This window comes from Bradyrhizobium sp. UBA2491 (assembly GCF_002341725.1).
Lineage (GTDB): Bacteria > Pseudomonadota > Alphaproteobacteria > Rhizobiales > Xanthobacteraceae > Bradyrhizobium.
This window is the reverse complement of the sequence record NZ_DDOP01000015.1, coordinates 173,188-190,196: the sequence shown is the minus strand read 5'-3', so window position 1 is coordinate 190,196 and position 17,009 is coordinate 173,188. Positions and strand designations below refer to the sequence as shown.

At 63.7% G+C, this 17,009-nt stretch carries 12 protein-coding genes; 11 read left to right on the top strand and 1 reads right to left on the bottom strand.

The genetic code is table 11. The annotated features are described in order from the left end of the window. Positions 1-98: 98 nt before the first annotated feature. The 3 genes from rpoC to B2W55_RS04730 all read left to right on the top strand — a co-directional run bounded on the left by rpoC (position 99) and on the right by B2W55_RS04730 (position 8,778). Complete coding sequence (gene rpoC, locus B2W55_RS04740) at positions 99-4,301, top strand: DNA-directed RNA polymerase subunit beta' (protein ID WP_024578566.1); 4,203 nt, start codon at positions 99-101, stop codon at positions 4,299-4,301. Positions 4,302-4,482: 181 nt separating this feature from the next. Next, complete coding sequence (locus tag B2W55_RS04735) at positions 4,483-6,540, top strand: FAD-dependent oxidoreductase (RefSeq protein WP_024578567.1); 2,058 nt, start codon at positions 4,483-4,485, stop codon at positions 6,538-6,540. A gap of 198 nt (positions 6,541-6,738) precedes the next feature. Beyond that, positions 6,739-8,778 (top strand): ABC transporter ATP-binding protein, encoded by a 2,040-nt coding sequence (locus B2W55_RS04730; RefSeq protein ID WP_024578568.1) that lies wholly within the window; start codon positions 6,739-6,741, stop codon positions 8,776-8,778. Between the two features lie 48 nt (positions 8,779-8,826). Here the strand turns inward: B2W55_RS04730 and B2W55_RS04725 are convergent, their stop codons facing one another. Continuing rightward, positions 8,827-10,038, bottom strand: a complete 1,212-nt coding sequence (locus tag B2W55_RS04725; protein ID WP_024578569.1) for an FAD-dependent oxidoreductase — start codon at positions 10,036-10,038, stop codon at positions 8,827-8,829. A 687-nt stretch (positions 10,039-10,725) separates the two neighbouring features. Between B2W55_RS04725 and rpsL the strand changes: the two genes are divergently transcribed. From rpsL to B2W55_RS04685, 8 genes are all read left to right on the top strand, one after another. After that, the gene (gene rpsL / locus B2W55_RS04720; protein ID WP_006611834.1) at positions 10,726-11,097 is read left to right on the top strand and encodes a 30S ribosomal protein S12; all 372 of its coding nucleotides are present in this window, start codon (positions 10,726-10,728) and stop codon (positions 11,095-11,097) included. 15 nt (positions 11,098-11,112) lie between these two features. Beyond that, on the top strand, positions 11,113-11,583 hold the full coding sequence (gene rpsG, locus B2W55_RS04715; protein WP_021081660.1) for a 30S ribosomal protein S7: 471 nt from the start codon (positions 11,113-11,115) through the stop codon (positions 11,581-11,583). A gap of 30 nt (positions 11,584-11,613) precedes the next feature. Continuing rightward, the gene (fusA, locus tag B2W55_RS04710) at positions 11,614-13,686 is read left to right on the top strand and encodes an elongation factor G (protein WP_024578570.1); all 2,073 of its coding nucleotides are present in this window, start codon (positions 11,614-11,616) and stop codon (positions 13,684-13,686) included. A gap of 39 nt (positions 13,687-13,725) precedes the next feature. Further along, on the top strand, positions 13,726-14,916 hold the full coding sequence (gene tuf, locus B2W55_RS04705) for an elongation factor Tu (protein WP_021081658.1): 1,191 nt from the start codon (positions 13,726-13,728) through the stop codon (positions 14,914-14,916). 84 nt (positions 14,917-15,000) lie between these two features. Beyond that, on the top strand, positions 15,001-15,309 hold the full coding sequence (gene rpsJ / locus B2W55_RS04700) for a 30S ribosomal protein S10 (protein WP_002712302.1): 309 nt from the start codon (positions 15,001-15,003) through the stop codon (positions 15,307-15,309). Positions 15,310-15,363: 54 nt separating this feature from the next. After that, positions 15,364-16,083 carry a 50S ribosomal protein L3 gene (gene rplC / locus B2W55_RS04695; RefSeq protein ID WP_024578571.1) on the top strand — a complete coding sequence of 240 codons (720 nt, stop codon included), beginning with the start codon at positions 15,364-15,366 and terminating at the stop codon, positions 16,081-16,083. 1 nt (position 16,084) lies between these two features. Further along, positions 16,085-16,705: a 50S ribosomal protein L4 gene (rplD, locus tag B2W55_RS04690; protein WP_024578572.1), complete on the top strand. Its 621-nt coding sequence runs from the start codon at positions 16,085-16,087 to the stop codon at positions 16,703-16,705. Continuing rightward, positions 16,702-17,001 (top strand): 50S ribosomal protein L23, encoded by a 300-nt coding sequence (locus tag B2W55_RS04685; RefSeq protein WP_016843746.1) that lies wholly within the window; start codon positions 16,702-16,704, stop codon positions 16,999-17,001. The genes rplD and B2W55_RS04685 overlap by 4 nt, the downstream gene beginning before the upstream one ends. The last annotated feature ends 8 nt before the right edge of the window (positions 17,002-17,009 follow it).

Here is a 17,009-nt window from a genome sequence, read left to right as displayed (position 1 = left end):
CCGGGCCTTCGCGCTCCGCCCGGACGTTGAGTGGGGCGCGCGCTGACTAAAAGTTTCGAATTTGCTGCCGGTGACGATCGGCACGCGAGGAGAAGACCATGAATCAAGAGATTATGAATCTTTTCAATCCGACGACGCCGGCTCAGGTCTTCGACCAGATCCGGATTTCGATCGCGTCTCCGGAGAAGATTCTGTCCTGGTCGTACGGCGAGATCAAGAAGCCAGAGACCATCAACTACCGCACCTTCAAGCCGGAGCGCGACGGCCTGTTCTGCGCCCGCATCTTCGGGCCGATCAAGGACTACGAGTGCCTGTGCGGCAAGTACAAGCGGATGAAGTACAAGGGCATCATCTGCGAGAAGTGCTCGGTCGAGGTGACGCTGTCGCGCGTTCGGCGCGAGCGCATGGGCCACATCGAGCTGGCGGCGCCGGTCGCCCACATCTGGTTCCTGAAGTCGCTGCCGTCGCGCATCGGCCTCCTGCTCGACATGACGCTGAAGGATCTCGAGCGGATCCTGTACTTCGAGTACTACGTCGTGCTGGAGCCGGGTCTGACCGCGCTGAAGGACCGTCAGCTGCTGTCGGAAGACGAGTATCTGAAGGCGCAGGACGAGTACGGCCAGGACAGCTTCACCGCCATGATCGGCGCCGAGGCGATCCGCGAGCTGCTGAAGGGGCTCGAGCTCGAGAAGCTCGAGGCGACCTTGCGTGCCGACATGGCGGAGACCGACTCCGACATCAAGCACAAGAAGCTTGCCAAGCGTCTGAAGATCGTCGAGGCGTTCCGCGTCTCCGGCAACAAGCCGGAATGGATGATCATGACGGTGGTGCCGGTGATCCCGCCGGACCTGCGTCCGCTGGTGCCGCTCGACGGCGGCCGGTTCGCGACCTCGGACCTCAACGACCTGTATCGCCGCGTCATCAACCGCAACAACCGCTTGAAGCGGCTGATGGAGCTGCGTGCGCCCGACATCATCATCCGCAACGAAAAGCGCATGCTGCAGGAGGCCGTCGACGCGCTGTTCGACAACGGCCGCCGTGGCCGCGTCATCACGGGTGCCAACAAGAGGCCATTGAAGTCGCTCGCCGACATGCTGAAGGGCAAGCAGGGCCGGTTCCGTCAGAACCTGCTCGGCAAGCGCGTCGACTATTCGGGCCGTTCGGTGATCGTGGTCGGTCCCGAACTGCGCCTGCATCAGTGCGGCCTGCCGAAGAAGATGGCGCTCGAGCTGTTCAAGCCGTTCATCTACTCGCGGCTCGACGCCAAGGGCCTCTCCACCACGGTGAAGCAGGCCAAGAAGCTGGTCGAGAAGGAGCGTCCGGAGGTCTGGGATATTCTCGACGAGGTGATCCGCGAGCATCCGGTGCTGCTGAACCGCGCGCCGACGCTGCATCGTCTGGGCATCCAGGCGTTCGAGCCGGTGCTGATCGAAGGCAAGGCGATCCAGCTGCATCCGCTGGTCTGCGCCGCCTTCAACGCCGACTTCGACGGCGACCAGATGGCCGTGCACGTTCCGCTGTCGCTCGAAGCGCAGCTGGAAGCGCGCGTGCTGATGATGTCGACCAACAACATCCTGCATCCGGCGAACGGCCAGCCGATCATCGTGCCGTCGCAGGACATCGTGCTCGGCCTCTACTACGTCTCGATCATGCGCGAAGGCCTGCCCGGCGAGGGCAAGATCTTCGGCGACATGGCCGAGCTCGAGCATGCCCTGCATTCGAAGGTCATCCACCTCCACACCAAGATCAAGTACCGGTGGGAAGGCATGGACGAGGAAGGCAAGATGTCGAAGCGGTGGATCGAAACCACCGCCGGTCGCGTCATGCTCGGCAATCTGCTGCCGAAGAGCACCAAGATCTCGTACGACATCATCAACAAGCTGATGACCAAGCGCGAGATCTCCGGCGTGATCGACCAGGTCTACCGTCACTGCGGTCAGAAGGAGACGGTGATCTTCTGCGACCGCATCATGGCGCTCGGCTTCTACAACGCCTTCAAGGCGGGCATCTCGTTCGGCAAGGACGACATGGTCGTGCCGGCGTCGAAGTGGAAGATCGTGGACCAGACCCGTACGCTGGCGAAGGATTTCGAGCAGCAGTACAATGACGGCCTGATCACCCATGGCGAGAAGTACAACAAGGTCGTCGACGCCTGGTCGAAGGCCGGTGAAGAAGTCGCCAAGGCGATGATGAAGGAGATCTCGTCCACCAAGAAGACGGCGGCGGGCGCGGATGCCGACATCAACTCGATCTACATGATGGCGCACTCCGGTGCGCGTGGTTCGCCGGCCCAGATGCGCCAGCTCGCCGGCATGCGCGGCCTGATGGCCAAGCCGTCGGGCGAGATCATCGAGACGCCGATCATTTCCAACTTCAAGGAAGGTCTGTCGGTTCTCGAGTACTTCAACTCGACCCACGGCGCCCGCAAGGGCCTCGCGGACACCGCGTTGAAGACCGCGAACTCGGGCTACCTGACCCGTCGTCTGGTCGACGTCGCGCAAGACTGCATCATCACGCAGACCGATTGCGGCACCAAGCTCGGCATCAAGATGCGCGCCATCGTCGACGCCGGCACCGTGGTCGCCTCGCTCGGTTCGCGTATCCTGGGCCGCACGGCCTGCGATGACGTGCGTGATCCCGCCACCAACGAGGTCGTCATCAAGCGCGACACCTTGATGGAGGAGAGTCATGTCGACGCGATCCAGCAGGCCGGCATCCAGGAGGTGAAGATCCGCTCCGCACTGACCTGCGAGCTGATCAACGGCATCTGCGCCAAGTGCTACGGCCGCGATCTGGCCCGCGGCACCCCGGTCAACCACGGTGAGGCCGTCGGCGTCATCGCGGCGCAGTCGATCGGTGAGCCCGGCACGCAGCTGACGATGCGCACGTTCCACATCGGCGGCGCCGCGCAGCTCAACGAGCAGTCGTTCGTCGAATCCAACTTCGACGGCAAGATCGTGATCCGGAACAAGGCGATCGCCCGCAACAGCGAGGGCAGCCTGATCGCGATGGTGCGCAACATGGTCGTTGCGATCGTCGATGCCGACGGCGCCGAGCGTGCCACCCACCGTATTCAGTACGGTTCGAAGATGCACGTCGGCGAAGGCGACATGGTCAAGCGCGGCCAGCGCATCGCCGAGTGGGACCCCTATACCCGCCCGGTGCTCACCGAAGTCGAGGGTACGATCGGTTTCGAGGATCTGGTCGAAGGCCAGTCGATCTCGGAAACGCTCGACGAATCGACCGGTATCGCCAAGCGCGTGGTCATCGACTGGCGCACGACGCGCGGCGGCTCGGACCTGCGTCCGGCCATCGTGGTCAAGGGCAAGGACGGCAAGGTGCTGAAGCTCGCGCGTGGCGGCGATGCCCGCTACATGCTGTCGGTCGACGCCATTCTGTCGGTCGACATCGGTGCGAAGGTGATGCCCGGCGACATCCTGGCGCGTATCTCGACCGAGAGCGCCAAGACGCGTGACATCACCGGCGGTCTGCCGCGGGTGGCGGAACTGTTCGAGGCTCGCAAGCCGAAGGATGCGGCGATCATCGCGGAGACCGCGGGCACGATCCGCTTCGGCCGCGACTACAAGAACAAGCGTCGCATCTCGATCGAGCCGATGGACAAGACCGAGGAGCCGCGCGAGTACCTGATCCCGAAGGGCAAGCACATCCACCTTCAGGACGGCGACATCGTCGAAAAGGGCGATTTCATCGTCGAAGGCAATCCGGCGCCGCACGACATCCTGGCGATCAAGGGCATCGAGGAACTCGCTGCCTATCTGGTCAACGAAATCCAGGAGGTCTACCGGTTGCAGGGCGTGCTCATCAACGACAAGCACATCGAGGTGATTGTCCGTCAGATGCTGCAGAAGGTCGAGGTCACCGACCAGGGCGACACCGACATGATCTCGGGCGAGCAGGTCGACAAGATCGAGTTCGACGCGCTCAACACCAAGGCCAAGGAGGAGGGCAAGAAGCCCGCCACGGGGACGCCGGTTCTGCTCGGCATCACCAAGGCGAGCTTGCAGACCCGCTCGTTCTTCTCGGCGGCGTCGTTCCAGGAGACCACGCGCGTGCTCACCGAGGCGGCGGTCAACGGCAAGATCGACCCGCTCGAAGGCCTCAAGGAGAACGTCATTGTCGGCCGCCTGATCCCGGCCGGCACCGGCGCCTCGATGGCGCGGATCCGCGAAGTCGCGGTCAAGCGCGACAAGCTGATCCTCGACGAGCGCGAGAAGCAGCAGGCGGCGATCGTGCCGACGGCCCCGGAAGCGGAGCCGCTGGCACTGCCGCCCGCGGAATAGGCATCCGCAAGACTACGGTAGCCAACGAGAAGGCCGGCGTTCTGCCGGCCTTTTTGCTGCTTTCTTTGCTTGCTGCGGTGCAGGGACGCAGTTTGTTCATCTTTCCTTCAGGCTAAAAAGTGCCTTTGCTAGGGTGACTTAGACCGGCTGCTCGGCAGTGCCGGAGACGACGGAATTCATAATGCTCGACTTGGCTATCGTAGGCGGCGGCCCCGGGGGGCTGATGAGCGCCTGGTACTTGAAGCGTAAACTCGGCGACCTCTGCCGCGTCACCATCTTCGAGGCGTCGAACCGTCTCGGCGGCAAAATCGTCACGCGCAAATTCGACACCGCACCCGCGATGTATGAAGCGGGCGTCGCCGAGATCTATGACTACTCGATGACGGGACCCGACCCGCTGCGCGAGCTGATCCAGCATTTCGGCCTGCAAACCATCCCGATGGACGCCGAGCAGGTCCATCTCGACGGCGAGCTGCTCGCCGACGTCCCCGGCATGCGCCGCAAATACGGGCCGAAGACCGCGGCCGCGATCGAGGCATTCCGCAAGCGTTGCAGCGATCTGGTGTCGCCGATCGAATATTACGAGGGCGTCGGCGCTCACGACAACGAGCACCCGTGGGCCTACAAGACCGCCGAGCAGATCCTCGATGAAGAGGTCGAGGACGTGACCGCCAAGCGGTTCTTCAAGGTGATGGCGCGCTCCGATCTCGCGACCGAGAGCCACAACACCAACGGCCTCAACGCGCTGAAGAACTACGTGATGGATGTCGACGGCTATATCGGGCTGTATTCGATCCAGAACGGCAACGAGCAGCTGATCGATTGCCTGCGCTCGGAGGTCGATGCCGACATCCAGCTCAACCACCGCGTCCTCAAGGTCGGCAAGACCGCGGCCGGCCGCTACCAGCTCAACATGATGAACGGCAAGGGGCCGGAGACCCGCGACTTCGACCTCGTGCTGGTCTGCCTGCCGCACTCATGGCTTGCGACCATGCGCTGGGACGGCGAGGAGCTGCGCCGGTCGATGGTCAAGCACGTCGCCTATTTCGATCGCCCGGCGCACTATCTGCGCGTCTCGGTGCTGTTCGACGAGCCGTTCTGGGGCGAGAAGATCCCGGGCGCCTGGTTCATGTCGGAAGCGTTCGGCGGCTGCTGCGTCTACAATGAGGGCGCGCGCCACGACGTCGGCAAGCACGGTGTGCTGAACTGGCTGATCGCGGGCTCCGACGCGCTCGCCTTCGCCAATCTCTCTGACCAGGAACTGATCGATGCCGCGCTGAAGTCGCTGCCGGCCTCGCTCGGCAATGCCCGCGAGCACTTCCTCGAGGGCAAGATCCATCGCTGGCTGTCGTCGGTCAACGCGCTGCCCGGCGGCCTGCCGGTGCGCGACGTCATGACCAATCACCGTCCCGAGCCGAAGGACCACCCCGGCATCGTGGTGGTCGGCGACTATCTGTTCGATTCGACGCTGAACGGGTTGCTCGATTCCTCCGATGCCGCGACCGACATCGTCGTCACCGAGATGATGCGGCTGCGCCGCGCCCGCGCCCAGCAAGGCGCCGAGCTGTCCGACAAGATCGACCGCAGCTATTTCGAGAACTATCGCGGCGCCGGCCCCTACAGCGAAGTCTGGCGCAACTTCACCGACCCGGCCTATCTGACCGACCTGATCAAGACGGTCTGGGGCAGGGCGAAGGGCTACAAGCTGCTGGTGGCGGGCTCGGCCAGCGGCGAACTGGTCGGCGCGCTGCGCGACCGCGGCATCGATGCCTGGGGCATCGAGAACAACCGCTACATCCACGGCAAGACGCCGAAGGCGCTGAAGAAGTACAACAAGCTCGGCTCGATCGCCGACATGCCGTTCAAGGCCAACGAGTTCGACTTCGTGTTCGAGACCTCGCTGTGCCATCTCGGCGAGAAGCAGGTCCCGCGCGCGGTGCGCGAGCTCAACCGCGTGGTCAAGACCGGCCTGATCTTCGCGTCGGTGACCTCGGACATGGCGCCGGCGGTGATCGATCGCTACGACCTGTTGCGCGGAGTGAAGAAGCTCGGCACCTGGTGGGAATGGTCGGAATTGTTCTTCGGCAACGGCTTCGACCTGTCGATGCACCGCCGCGACTGCACCGACGCGCTGTGGGCGCTGACGCTGGCCGCCAACAAGGGGCCGGGGCAGTGGTACACCGACTCCGACAGCCTGCGCTATTCGTTCTTCGACAAGGTCGAGGCCGACCTCGACTAGCGACAACGGGCGCAGGGCGCAGGCCCTGCGTCGACAAACTGTCGCGCCGATGTCCGATCCAGGGACCACCGCGGCAACGCGTCGGCCGGCCCAAACGCTTTGCCGAATTCATCCTGATCGCTTAGGATCGCAGCCGCAGCGCTCGCCGCTGCGGTTTCGATTTGCGGTCATGCCGGCCGTGGAGCATCGGTTGGTTTCATGGCGCCAAGACCTCCTGCATCAGACGATCCGAGCCGGTCCGATGCCGACGATCCCGAGCTGAAGAAGAAGCCCGTCGCCGCGTCCGGTCCGCCCGTGCCGGCAGGCACCGCGAAGCCCGCCGCGGCGCCGGCTGACGAAGCCGATGACGAGGAGGAGGACGAGGACGACGAGCTCGATGACGATGATGACGACGAGGATCTCGTCGTCTTCACCGCCAAGGAAGCCGCCGGCGCGCTCTCCACGATCTTCGGCTTCGTTCGGCCGCTGCTCGCCAACTACCGCAAGCCGTTCGCCTTCGTCAGCTTCGGCGTGCTGGTCGAGACGTTGTTCAACGTCATCATGCCGCTCAGCCTGAAGTTCCTGATCGACGACGCGCTCGGCGAGGAGGACTTCCAGGCGCTCTACAAGATCCTCGGCGTGCTCGCGGTCGCCGGGATCATCACCTCGATCATCGCGGTCTGGTACGAGCGCTGGGATGCGCGGCTCGCCGCGGGCATCATCGCCGACGTCCGGACGCGCATCTTCGAGCATGTCCAGAACCTGCCGTCGGCTTATTTCGCGCGCACCAAGCGCGGCGAGATCCTGTCGCGCTTCTCGATCGATCTGTCGGCCTTCGAAGGCTCGGTCAAGACCTTCGCCAACAGCGCGGCGTTGCCGTTCCTCGAGTTGATCGCCGGCATCATCCTGATGCTGTTCCTGAACTGGCAGCTCGCCGCGGTCGCCCTGCTGGTGTTTCCGATCACGCTGATCGGGCCGCGTATCCTGACGCCGAAGGCGGTGCAGGCCAATTACGAGCAGAAGCAGAATGAGGCCGCGCTGCTCGGAACGGTGCAGGAGAACGTCGCCGCGCAAGCGGTGGTGAAGGCGTTCAATCTGCAGCGCCGGGCGCTCGGCTGGTTCACGTTGCGCAACCGCGACGTCCGCGCCAAGGCCTCGTCGGCGATGTTCCTGTCGACCATGGTGGAGCGAACCGTCACCATCTCGGTGCTGTTGTTGCACCTCGTGGTGCTGGCGATCGGCGCCTATCTCGCCACCAAGGGCCAGATCACGGTCGGCACCTTCGTGACCTTCGAGAGCGCATTCTGGGAAGTGTCATACAACATCGCCCATCTGATGCACTTCATCCCGGTGTCGATCCAGTCGGCGGCGGCGGTGCGGCACATCCAGGAGTTGCTGGACGAGCCGACCCGTGGCGCCGACCGTCCCGGTGCGCCGGATCTGCCGCGCATCACCCACGACATTTCGTTCGACCGCGTCACCTTCCAGTATGAGGGGGCGCAGACGCCGGTGCTCGACAATCTCAGCCTCAAGCTCAATGCCGGCAAGAGCATCGCCATCGTCGGCCCCAGCGGCTCCGGCAAGAGCACGCTGATCAATCTGATCCTGCGGCTCTACGTGCCCGACGAGGGCCGGGTCGCGATCGACGGCGTCGACATCCGCCGGGTGACGCGCGAGTCGCTGCGGGCGAACATGGCGGTCGTGTTCCAGGAGAACATGCTGTTCAACATGTCGATCCGCGAGAACATCCGGCTCGGCAAGGAAGGCGCGACCGACACGGAGGTCGAGGACGCCGCGAGGAAGGCCGAGATCCATCGCTACATCATGAGCCTGCCGCAGCGTTACGACACGCCGGTCGGCGAGCGCGGCGATACCCTGTCGGGCGGGCAGCGCCAGCGCATCGCGATCGCGCGCGCGCTGATCCGCAATCCGTCCGTGTTGCTGCTCGACGAGGCGACCTCGGCGCTCGACCAGACCACGGAAGCGGCGATCAACCGTACGTTGCTGAAGGTCGCCCGAGGCCGCACCATGATCTGGTCGACCCACCGCCTGACCTCGGTGGTCGAGATGGACGAGATCATCGTGATCTCAGGCGGCCGGGCGATCGAACGCGGCTCGCACGAGGAACTGCTGGCCCGGAACGGCGTCTACCGCAAGCTGTGGGACGACCAGGGGCACCTCAACCACGACGCGGATGATGATGACGACGACGCGGACGATGAAGATGATGATGAGGAGGATGAAGGCGAGGAGGCGTGACGCCGCTGCGCGGCTGATGCCCGGACCCGGCGTCCGCTGATCCGAGCCTCAAGCCCTGTCCGCGGCCTGCGGACGCTGCCTGAAATGACCAGCCGGCCGGGTCGCCGACGGCGCCGCCGACGGATTGCGCAGCCGGCGCAGCGTGCCGCGGCCGAGATAGCTGAAAAAGCGCGCCCAGCGCTGCGCCTGCCAGTATGGCCCGCTGTCGATCGAGACCCGGCGGAAGTCGAAGGCCTTGGCGTTCGACCAGGCATCGCAGGCCGTCTTGACCGGGTCGTCGTAGAACGCGGTGATCTTGTCCTCGCCCATGCCGTCGGTCGCAAGCCAGGCCGGGATGTGGACGTTGCAGAGCTGGGCGACGTCCGTGAACACCTTGTCGGTCCCGGTGCCGGTGACCGGGCAGGTGCTGGCGAAGGCATCGCCGACCAGCACGACGCCGGCCTGCCGATAGCCGGTGCTGACATAGATGTCGGCCGGCCTGACCTTGATGTCGCCCGCGACCTCGAATTCGCCGGTGAGCCGGCGCAGCCGCGGCAGCGCGGCGTTCAGCGTCTCGACCGGACTACGCCGGATCGCCCGCAGCCAGGGATCGTCGGCCTGGCGGTAGGTGAAGAGGTTGGCGCGCATCCGGTTTCCGATCGGAAACAGCGTGATGTAGGGAATCCGGTCGCTCGGGCGCTCCGAGAAATAGGTCATGGCCGGGAACGGGAAGGCGGGACGGCCCACCGGCACGAAGTCGAAACCGATCGAGATCGAATGACAGGCGCTGGTGACCAGCCGCTCGATGCCGAGCATCCGGCGCAGCCCGACATTGAGGCCGTTGGCGAGCACGACGAGGCGGGCCGAGATCTCCTCGCCGCTGGCGAGCACGATCCGCTGCCGCTCGAAACTGGTCGCGACATTGACGACCTTGTCGCAGACGAATTCCGCCGATCCCGCGATTTCATTCCGAACCGCGCCAATCAGCGCGTCGTACATGATGCCGTATTGCCGGCTCGGCTGCCGGTCGAGCAGACGGCCGAATCGCGCGATCCAGTTCTCGCCGTCCAGCGTCGCCGAACGGAGCACGGATTCGGCGAGGCCGGTGCTGGCGAATCGCGCGAGCTGGAGGTCGCCGCCGATCTTTTCGACGCGGAAATCGAACGGATAGACCTGATGGGGGTCGATCAGGACGCTCGGTATCCCGGCACGGCCGAGCATGGCGGCTGCGGTCGAGCCCGCAAGACCTCCGCCGATGATCGCGATGTCGGTATACCGCATGAGAGATTCCGTGGCCGTAGACCGCAATTTTTGCGCTGCGATTGGCAAATAAAGGCTTAGTTCCGAGCTTTGCCTTCGGGTCTAAGTTGGGGAGAGTTGTTTCTATTCATATTTTATCCGGGTATAATATGATTCCGCCGGGGCACCATCGAGTCGGGCGAGGCGCGGAAGCTGTCACAATCCACCGCGGGCGCGGCACCGGCGAAATGCGAAATACGCAACTGCCAGAGGCGTTTCTTTGCTTGTCGTTTTACTTGACTTCACTATCTCTCGATTATACAAGGCGCCCACTTAACGACAGGCGGTGAGCTACGCCAGCGTCGGAACGGAACACCCGAAGGCCCTTTTTCAGGCGCCGGACGGGCACCAACCTCGACGAATGCCGCTCAAACGCTGTCGATGATAGCTAGGCAATGCCAGGACGATTTTGGTTCTCTTGAGCAGGTCTCTTGAGAGTTAATTCGGATGCATGACCTCGGTGGCGGACTGAACAGCGAACGCTGAACGGTCCGGGATCGCGGTCCTCTGTGGCGTCGAAGCGCTTTCCGCTCAGCGATGAGTGGTTGGCGCGATTTCGCTTTGCGCGGGTATTTGATTCGCGTCGAGCGGGCCGTACGGGACGGCTTTTCCCGAGAAGAATTGGCGGGGCCATTCAAGGCTTCGCGCGAACTAAAGGGTGAAGGCTACATGCCGACGATCAACCAGCTGATCGCAAATCCGCGTGAAGTGCAGAAGTCGCGTAAGAAGGTGCCGGCGCTGCAGCAGTCGCCGCAGAAGCGCGGCGTGTGCACGCGCGTCTACACCACGACCCCGAAGAAGCCGAACTCGGCGCTTCGTAAGGTCGCCAAGGTGCGCCTGACCAACGGCTTCGAGGTGATCGGCTACATCCCGGGTGAAGGCCATAACCTTCAGGAGCACTCGGTGGTCATGATCCGCGGCGGCCGCGTCAAGGACTTGCCCGGCGTGCGCTACCACATCCTTCGCGGCGTGCTGGATACCCAGGGCGTCAAGAACCGTAAGCAGCGTCGTTCGAAGTACGGCGCAAAGCGTCCGAAGTAAGCGGGAAACGATCAGATGTCGCGTCGCCATTCTGCTGAGAAGCGTGAAGTTCTTCCGGATCCGAAGTTCGGGAACATCATCATTACGAAGTTCATGAACTCGGTGATGTACGCCGGGAAGAAGTCGGTCGCCGAAAACATCGTCTACGGTGCGCTCGGCATGATCGAGGCCAAGACCAAGCAGCCGCCGCTCGGCGTGTTCGAGCAGGCGCTCGAGAACGTGATGCCGACCATCGAGGTTCGCTCCCGCCGCGTCGGCGGCGCGACCTACCAGGTGCCGGTCGAAGTCCGTTCGGTGCGCCGTCAGGCGCTCGGCATCCGCTGGCTGATCTCGGCCGCGCGCGAGCGCAACGAGAAGACCATGACGGAGCGCCTGTCGGCGGAATTGCTCGACGCGTCGAACAACCGCGGCAACGCCGTCAAGAAGCGCGAAGACGTGCACCGGATGGCGGAAGCCAACCGCGCCTTCTCGCACTATCGCTGGTAAGGCGAACAACGGAATTTAAGGAACAGTCTCATGCCCCGCCAACATGCCATCGAGGACTACCGAAACTTCGGTATCATGGCGCATATCGACGCCGGCAAGACCACGACCACCGAGCGCATCCTGTATTACACCGGCAAGAGCCACAAGATCGGCGAAGTGCACGAAGGTGCCGCGACGATGGACTGGATGGAGCAGGAGCAGGAGCGTGGCATCACGATCACCTCGGCTGCGACCACCGCGTTCTGGAACGGCAAGCGCCTGAACATCATCGACACCCCCGGCCACGTCGACTTCACCATCGAAGTCGAGCGTTCGCTGCGCGTGCTCGACGGCGCCGTTTGCGTGCTCGACTCCAACCAGGGTGTCGAGCCGCAGACCGAGACCGTCTGGCGCCAGGGCGACAAGTACAAGGTTCCGCGCATCGTCTTCGCCAACAAGATGGACAAGACCGGTGCCGACTTCTTCAAGTGCCTGTCCGACATCGTCGACCGCCTCGGCGCCAAGCCGATCGCGATCCAGCTGCCGATCGGCGCCGAGAACAACTTCAAGGGTCTCGTCGACCTCGTGAAGATGAAGGGCGTGATCTGGAACGATGAATCGCTCGGCGCCAAGTTCGACTATGTCGACATCCCGGAAGACCTGGTCGAGCAGGCCAAGGAATATCGCGAGAAGATGGTGGAAGCCGCCGTCGAGCTCGACGACGACGCCATGGCCGCCTATCTCGACGGCAAGGAGCCGGACGAGGCGACCCTGAAGCGCCTGATCCGCAAGGCCGTGCTGACCGGCGCGTTCTATCCGGTGCTGTGCGGCTCCGCGTTCAAGAACAAGGGCGTGCAGCCGCTGCTCGACGCCGTCGTCGACTACCTGCCGTCGCCGATCGACGTGCCCGCGATCAAGGGCACCGATGAGGACGGCAACGAGGTCGTGCGCAAGGCGGACGACAAGGAGCCGCTGGCGCTGCTGGCGTTCAAGATCATGGACGACCCGTTCGTCGGCACCATCACCTTCTGCCGGATCTATTCCGGCGTGCTGCAGTCCGGCACCGGCGTCGTGAACTCGACCCGCGAGAAGAAGGAGCGCATCGGCCGCATGCTGCTGATGCATGCGAACAACCGCGAAGACATCAAGGAAGCCTATGCCGGCGACATCGTCGCGCTGGCGGGCTTGAAGGAAGCGCGCACCGGTGACACGCTGTGCGATCCCGACAAGCCGGTGATCCTCGAGAAGATGGAATTCCCGGAGCCGGTGATCGAAATCGCGATCGAGCCGAAGTCGAAGGCCGACCAGGAAAAGCTCGGCGTCGCGCTGGCCAAGCTCGCGGCGGAAGATCCGTCGTTCCGCGTGTCGACCGACCAGGAGTCCGGCCAGACCATCCTCAAGGGCATGGGCGAACTCCATCTCGACATCAAGGTCGACATCCTCAAGCGGACCTACAAGGTCGACGCCAACATCGGCGCGCCGCAGGTGGCGTTCCGCGAGCGGGTGACCAAGAAGGCCGAAGTCAAGTACACGCACAAGAAGCAGACCGGTGGTACCGGTCAGTTTGCCGAAGTGTCGATCGTCGTCGAGCCGAACGAGCCCGGCAAGGGCTATGAGTTCGAATCGAAGATCGTCGGCGGCGCGGTGCCGAAGGAATACATCCCCGGCGTCGAAAAGGGCCTCAACAGCGTGATGGGCTCCGGCGTCGTGGCCGGCTTCCCGGTGGTGGACGTCAAGGTGCAGCTGGTCGACGGCAAGTATCACGACGTCGACTCGTCGGCGCTGGCGTTCGAAATCGCATCGCGGGCCGCGTTCCGCGAGGCGCTGACGAAGGGCAAGTCGGTTCTGCTCGAGCCGATCATGAAGGTCGAGGTGGTGACCCCGGAAGACTACACCGGTTCGGTCATCGGCGACCTGAATTCCCGGCGCGGCCAGATCCAGGGCCAAGACATGCGCGGCAACGCCAACGTCATCAACGCGATGGTGCCGCTCATGAACATGTTCGGTTACGTGAACAACCTGCGCTCGATGAGCCAGGGTCGCGCGACCTTCACCATGCAGTTCGATCACTACGCCGAAGCTCCGGCGAACGTGTCGGCTGAAGTCCAGAAGAAGTTTGCCTGATTGTCGTTGACGGCAGTCAACGATTGAACGGAGAGTCAAATGGCCAAAGCTAAATTCGAACGTAACAAGCCCCACTGCAACATCGGCACCATCGGTCACGTCGACCATGGCAAGACCTCGCTGACCGCAGCGATCACCAAGGTGCTCGCAGAAACCGGCGGCGCGACGTTCACCGCCTACGACCAGATCGACAAGGCGCCGGAAGAGAAGGCCCGCGGCATCACGATCTCGACCGCTCACGTCGAGTACGAGACGCAGAACCGCCACTACGCCCACGTCGACTGCCCCGGCCACGCCGACTACGTCAAGAACATGATCACCGGCGCGGCCCAGATGGACGGCGCGATCCTGGTCGTGTCGGCTGCCGACGGCCCGATGCCGCAGACCCGCGAGCACATCCTGCTCGCCCGCCAGGTCGGCGTGCCGGCGCTCGTCGTGTTCCTCAACAAGTGCGACATGGTCGATGATCCGGAGCTGCTCGAGCTCGTCGAGATGGAAGTTCGCGAACTGCTCTCGAAGTACGAATTCCCGGGCGACGACATTCCGATCATCAAGGGCTCGGCGCTCGCCGCCCTCGAAGACAAGGACAAGAAGCTCGGCCACGACGCCATCCTCGAGCTGATGCGCAACGTCGACGAATACATCCCGCAGCCGGAGCGTCCGATCGACCAGCCGTTCCTGATGCCGGTTGAAGACGTGTTCTCGATCTCGGGCCGCGGCACCGTCGTCACCGGCCGTGTCGAGCGCGGCGTGATCAAGGTCGGCGAGGAAATCGAAATCGTCGGTATCCGCGACACCCAGAAGACCATCGTCACCGGCGTCGAAATGTTCCGCAAGCTGCTCGATCAGGGCCAGGCCGGCGACAACATCGGTGCGCTGCTCCGCGGCACCAAGCGCGAGGAAGTCGAGCGTGGCCAGGTGCTGTGCAAGCCCGGTTCGGTCAAGCCGCACACCAAGTTCAAGGCCGAGGCCTACATCCTCACCAAGGAAGAGGGCGGTCGCCACACCCCGTTCTTCACCAACTACCGTCCGCAGTTCTACTTCCGCACCACCGACGTGACCGGTGTCGTGCACCTGCCGGAAGGCACCGAGATGGTGATGCCGGGCGACAACATCGCGATGGAAGTGCACCTGATCGTGCCGATCGCGATGGAAGAAAAGCTGCGCTTCGCGATCCGCGAAGGTGGCCGCACCGTCGGTGCCGGCGTCGTCGCCGCCATCATCGAGTAATTACGCGAATAGGGAATGGCGAGTAGCGGGTGGGTCACCATTCGCTATTCGCTACTCGCCACTCACTAAAGAAAGAATACGGCAATGAACGGCCAAAATATTCGCATCCGTCTCAAGGCGTTCGACCATCGTATCCTCGATACGTCGACCCGCGAGATCGTGAACACGGCGAAGCGCACCGGTGCGCAGGTTCGCGGACCGATTCCGCTGCCGACCCGCATCGAGAAGTTCACCGTCAACCGTTCGCCGCACGTTGACAAGAAGAGCCGCGAGCAATTCGAGATGCGCACCCACAAGCGCCTCCTCGACATTGTCGACCCGACCCCGCAGACCGTCGATGCGCTGATGAAGCTCGACCTGGCCGCCGGTGTCGACGTCGAGATCAAGCTCTAAGGTTTTGGATTTTTACGTCCGCCGCTTGCGGACAGAAAGACAGGAAGCACGCCGATGCGCTCCGGAGTGATCGCACAGAAGGTCGGGATGACGCGGGTCTTTACGGAGACCGGCGAGCATATCCCTGTGACCGTGCTGAAGTTGGGCAACTGCCAGGTGCTGGGCCACCGCACGACCGAGAAGAACGGCTATGTCGCTCTTCAGCTCGGCTCGGGCGCCCGCAAGACCGTGTACATGCCCAAGGCCGAACGCGGCCAGTTCGCAGTCGCCAAGGTCGAGCCGAAGCGCAAGCTCGCCGAGTTCCGCGTGTCCGAGGACGCGCTGATCCCGGTCGGCGCGGAAATCCAGGCGGACCATTTCGTGGTCGGCCAGTTCGTCGACGTCACCGGCACCTCGATCGGTAAGGGCTTCGCCGGCGGCATGAAGCGCTGGAATTTCGGCGGTCTGCGCGCCACCCACGGTGTCTCGATCTCGCATCGTTCGATCGGTTCGACCGGTGGCCGTCAGGATCCCGGCAAGACCTTCAAGAACAAGAAGATGCCCGGTCACATGGGCGTCGACCGCATCACCACGCTCAATCTGCGCGTGGTGCAGACCGACGTTGAGCGCGGCCTGATCCTCGTCGAAGGCGCCGTTCCCGGCTCCAAGGGCGGCTGGATCTCGGTGCGCGACGCGGTCAAGAAGCCGCTGCCGAAGGAAGCTCCGAAGCCCGGCAAGTTCAAGGTTGCCGGCGGCGAAGCTGCCGAGGCTTCGGCCGAGAAGGAGGGTGTGTGAGATGGAACTGAAAGTCACCACCCTTGAAGGCAAGGAAGCCGGATCGGTCCAGCTCTCGGACGAGATCTTCGGTCTCGAGCCGCGCAAGGACATCATCCAGCGTTGCGTGCAGTGGCAGCTCAACAAGCGCCAGGCCGGCACGCACAAGGCCCAGGGCCGCGCCGACGTCTGGCGCACCGGCAAGAAGATGTACAAGCAGAAGGGCACCGGCGGCGCCCGTCACGGCTCGGCTCGCGTGCCGCAGTTCCGCGGCGGTGGCCGTGCGTTCGGTCCGGTCGTTCGCTCCCATGCGACCGATCTGCCGAAGAAGGTGCGCGCGCTGGCGCTGAAGCATGCGCTGTCGGCCAAGGCCAAGGACGGCGGGCTGATCGTGATCGACAGCGCCGCGGTCAAGGAAGCCAAGACCAAGGCTCTGATCGGGCACTTCTCGGGCCTCGGCCTGACCAACGCGCTGATCATCGACGGTGCCGAGCTGAACAACGGTTTCGCGACCGCGGCTCGCAACATCCCCAACATCGACGTGCTGCCGATCCAGGGCATCAACGTCTATGACATTCTCCGCCGCCACAAGCTGGTGCTGACCAAGGCTGCGGTTGATGCGCTGGAGGCGCGCTTCAAATGAAGAACATCGACCCGCGCCACTACGACGTCATCATCTCGCCTGTCGTGACGGAAAAGGCGACGCTCGCCTCCGAGCACAACAAGGTGCTGTTCAAGGTCGCCGGCAAGGCGACCAAGCCGCAGATCAAGGAAGCGGTCGAGAAGCTGTTCGACGTCAAGGTGAAGAGCGTCAACACCCTCGTCCGCAAGGGCAAGACCAAGGTGTTCCGCGGCAATCTCGGCTCGCAGTCGGATACCAAGCGCGCGATCGTGACCCTGGAAGAGGGCCACCGCATCGACGTGACTACCGGACTATAAGGCGCAAC

Coding starts and splice junctions, on each gene's coding strand:
- rpsG (WP_021081660.1), top strand. CDS start 11,113: ATGTCGCGTCGCCATTCTGCTGAGAAGCGTGAAGTTCTTCCGGATCCG.
- rplD (WP_024578572.1), top strand. CDS start 16,085: ATGGAACTGAAAGTCACCACCCTTGAAGGCAAGGAAGCCGGATCGGTC.
- rpoC (WP_024578566.1), top strand. CDS start 99: ATGAATCAAGAGATTATGAATCTTTTCAATCCGACGACGCCGGCTCAG.
- B2W55_RS04685 (WP_016843746.1), top strand. CDS start 16,702: ATGAAGAACATCGACCCGCGCCACTACGACGTCATCATCTCGCCTGTC.
- B2W55_RS04735 (WP_024578567.1), top strand. CDS start 4,483: ATGCTCGACTTGGCTATCGTAGGCGGCGGCCCCGGGGGGCTGATGAGC.
- rplC (WP_024578571.1), top strand. CDS start 15,364: ATGCGCTCCGGAGTGATCGCACAGAAGGTCGGGATGACGCGGGTCTTT.
- tuf (WP_021081658.1), top strand. CDS start 13,726: ATGGCCAAAGCTAAATTCGAACGTAACAAGCCCCACTGCAACATCGGC.
- B2W55_RS04725 (WP_024578569.1), bottom strand. CDS start 10,038: ATGCGGTATACCGACATCGCGATCATCGGCGGAGGTCTTGCGGGCTCG.
- B2W55_RS04730 (WP_024578568.1), top strand. CDS start 6,739: ATGGCGCCAAGACCTCCTGCATCAGACGATCCGAGCCGGTCCGATGCC.
- rpsL (WP_006611834.1), top strand. CDS start 10,726: ATGCCGACGATCAACCAGCTGATCGCAAATCCGCGTGAAGTGCAGAAG.
- rpsJ (WP_002712302.1), top strand. CDS start 15,001: ATGAACGGCCAAAATATTCGCATCCGTCTCAAGGCGTTCGACCATCGT.
- fusA (WP_024578570.1), top strand. CDS start 11,614: ATGCCCCGCCAACATGCCATCGAGGACTACCGAAACTTCGGTATCATG.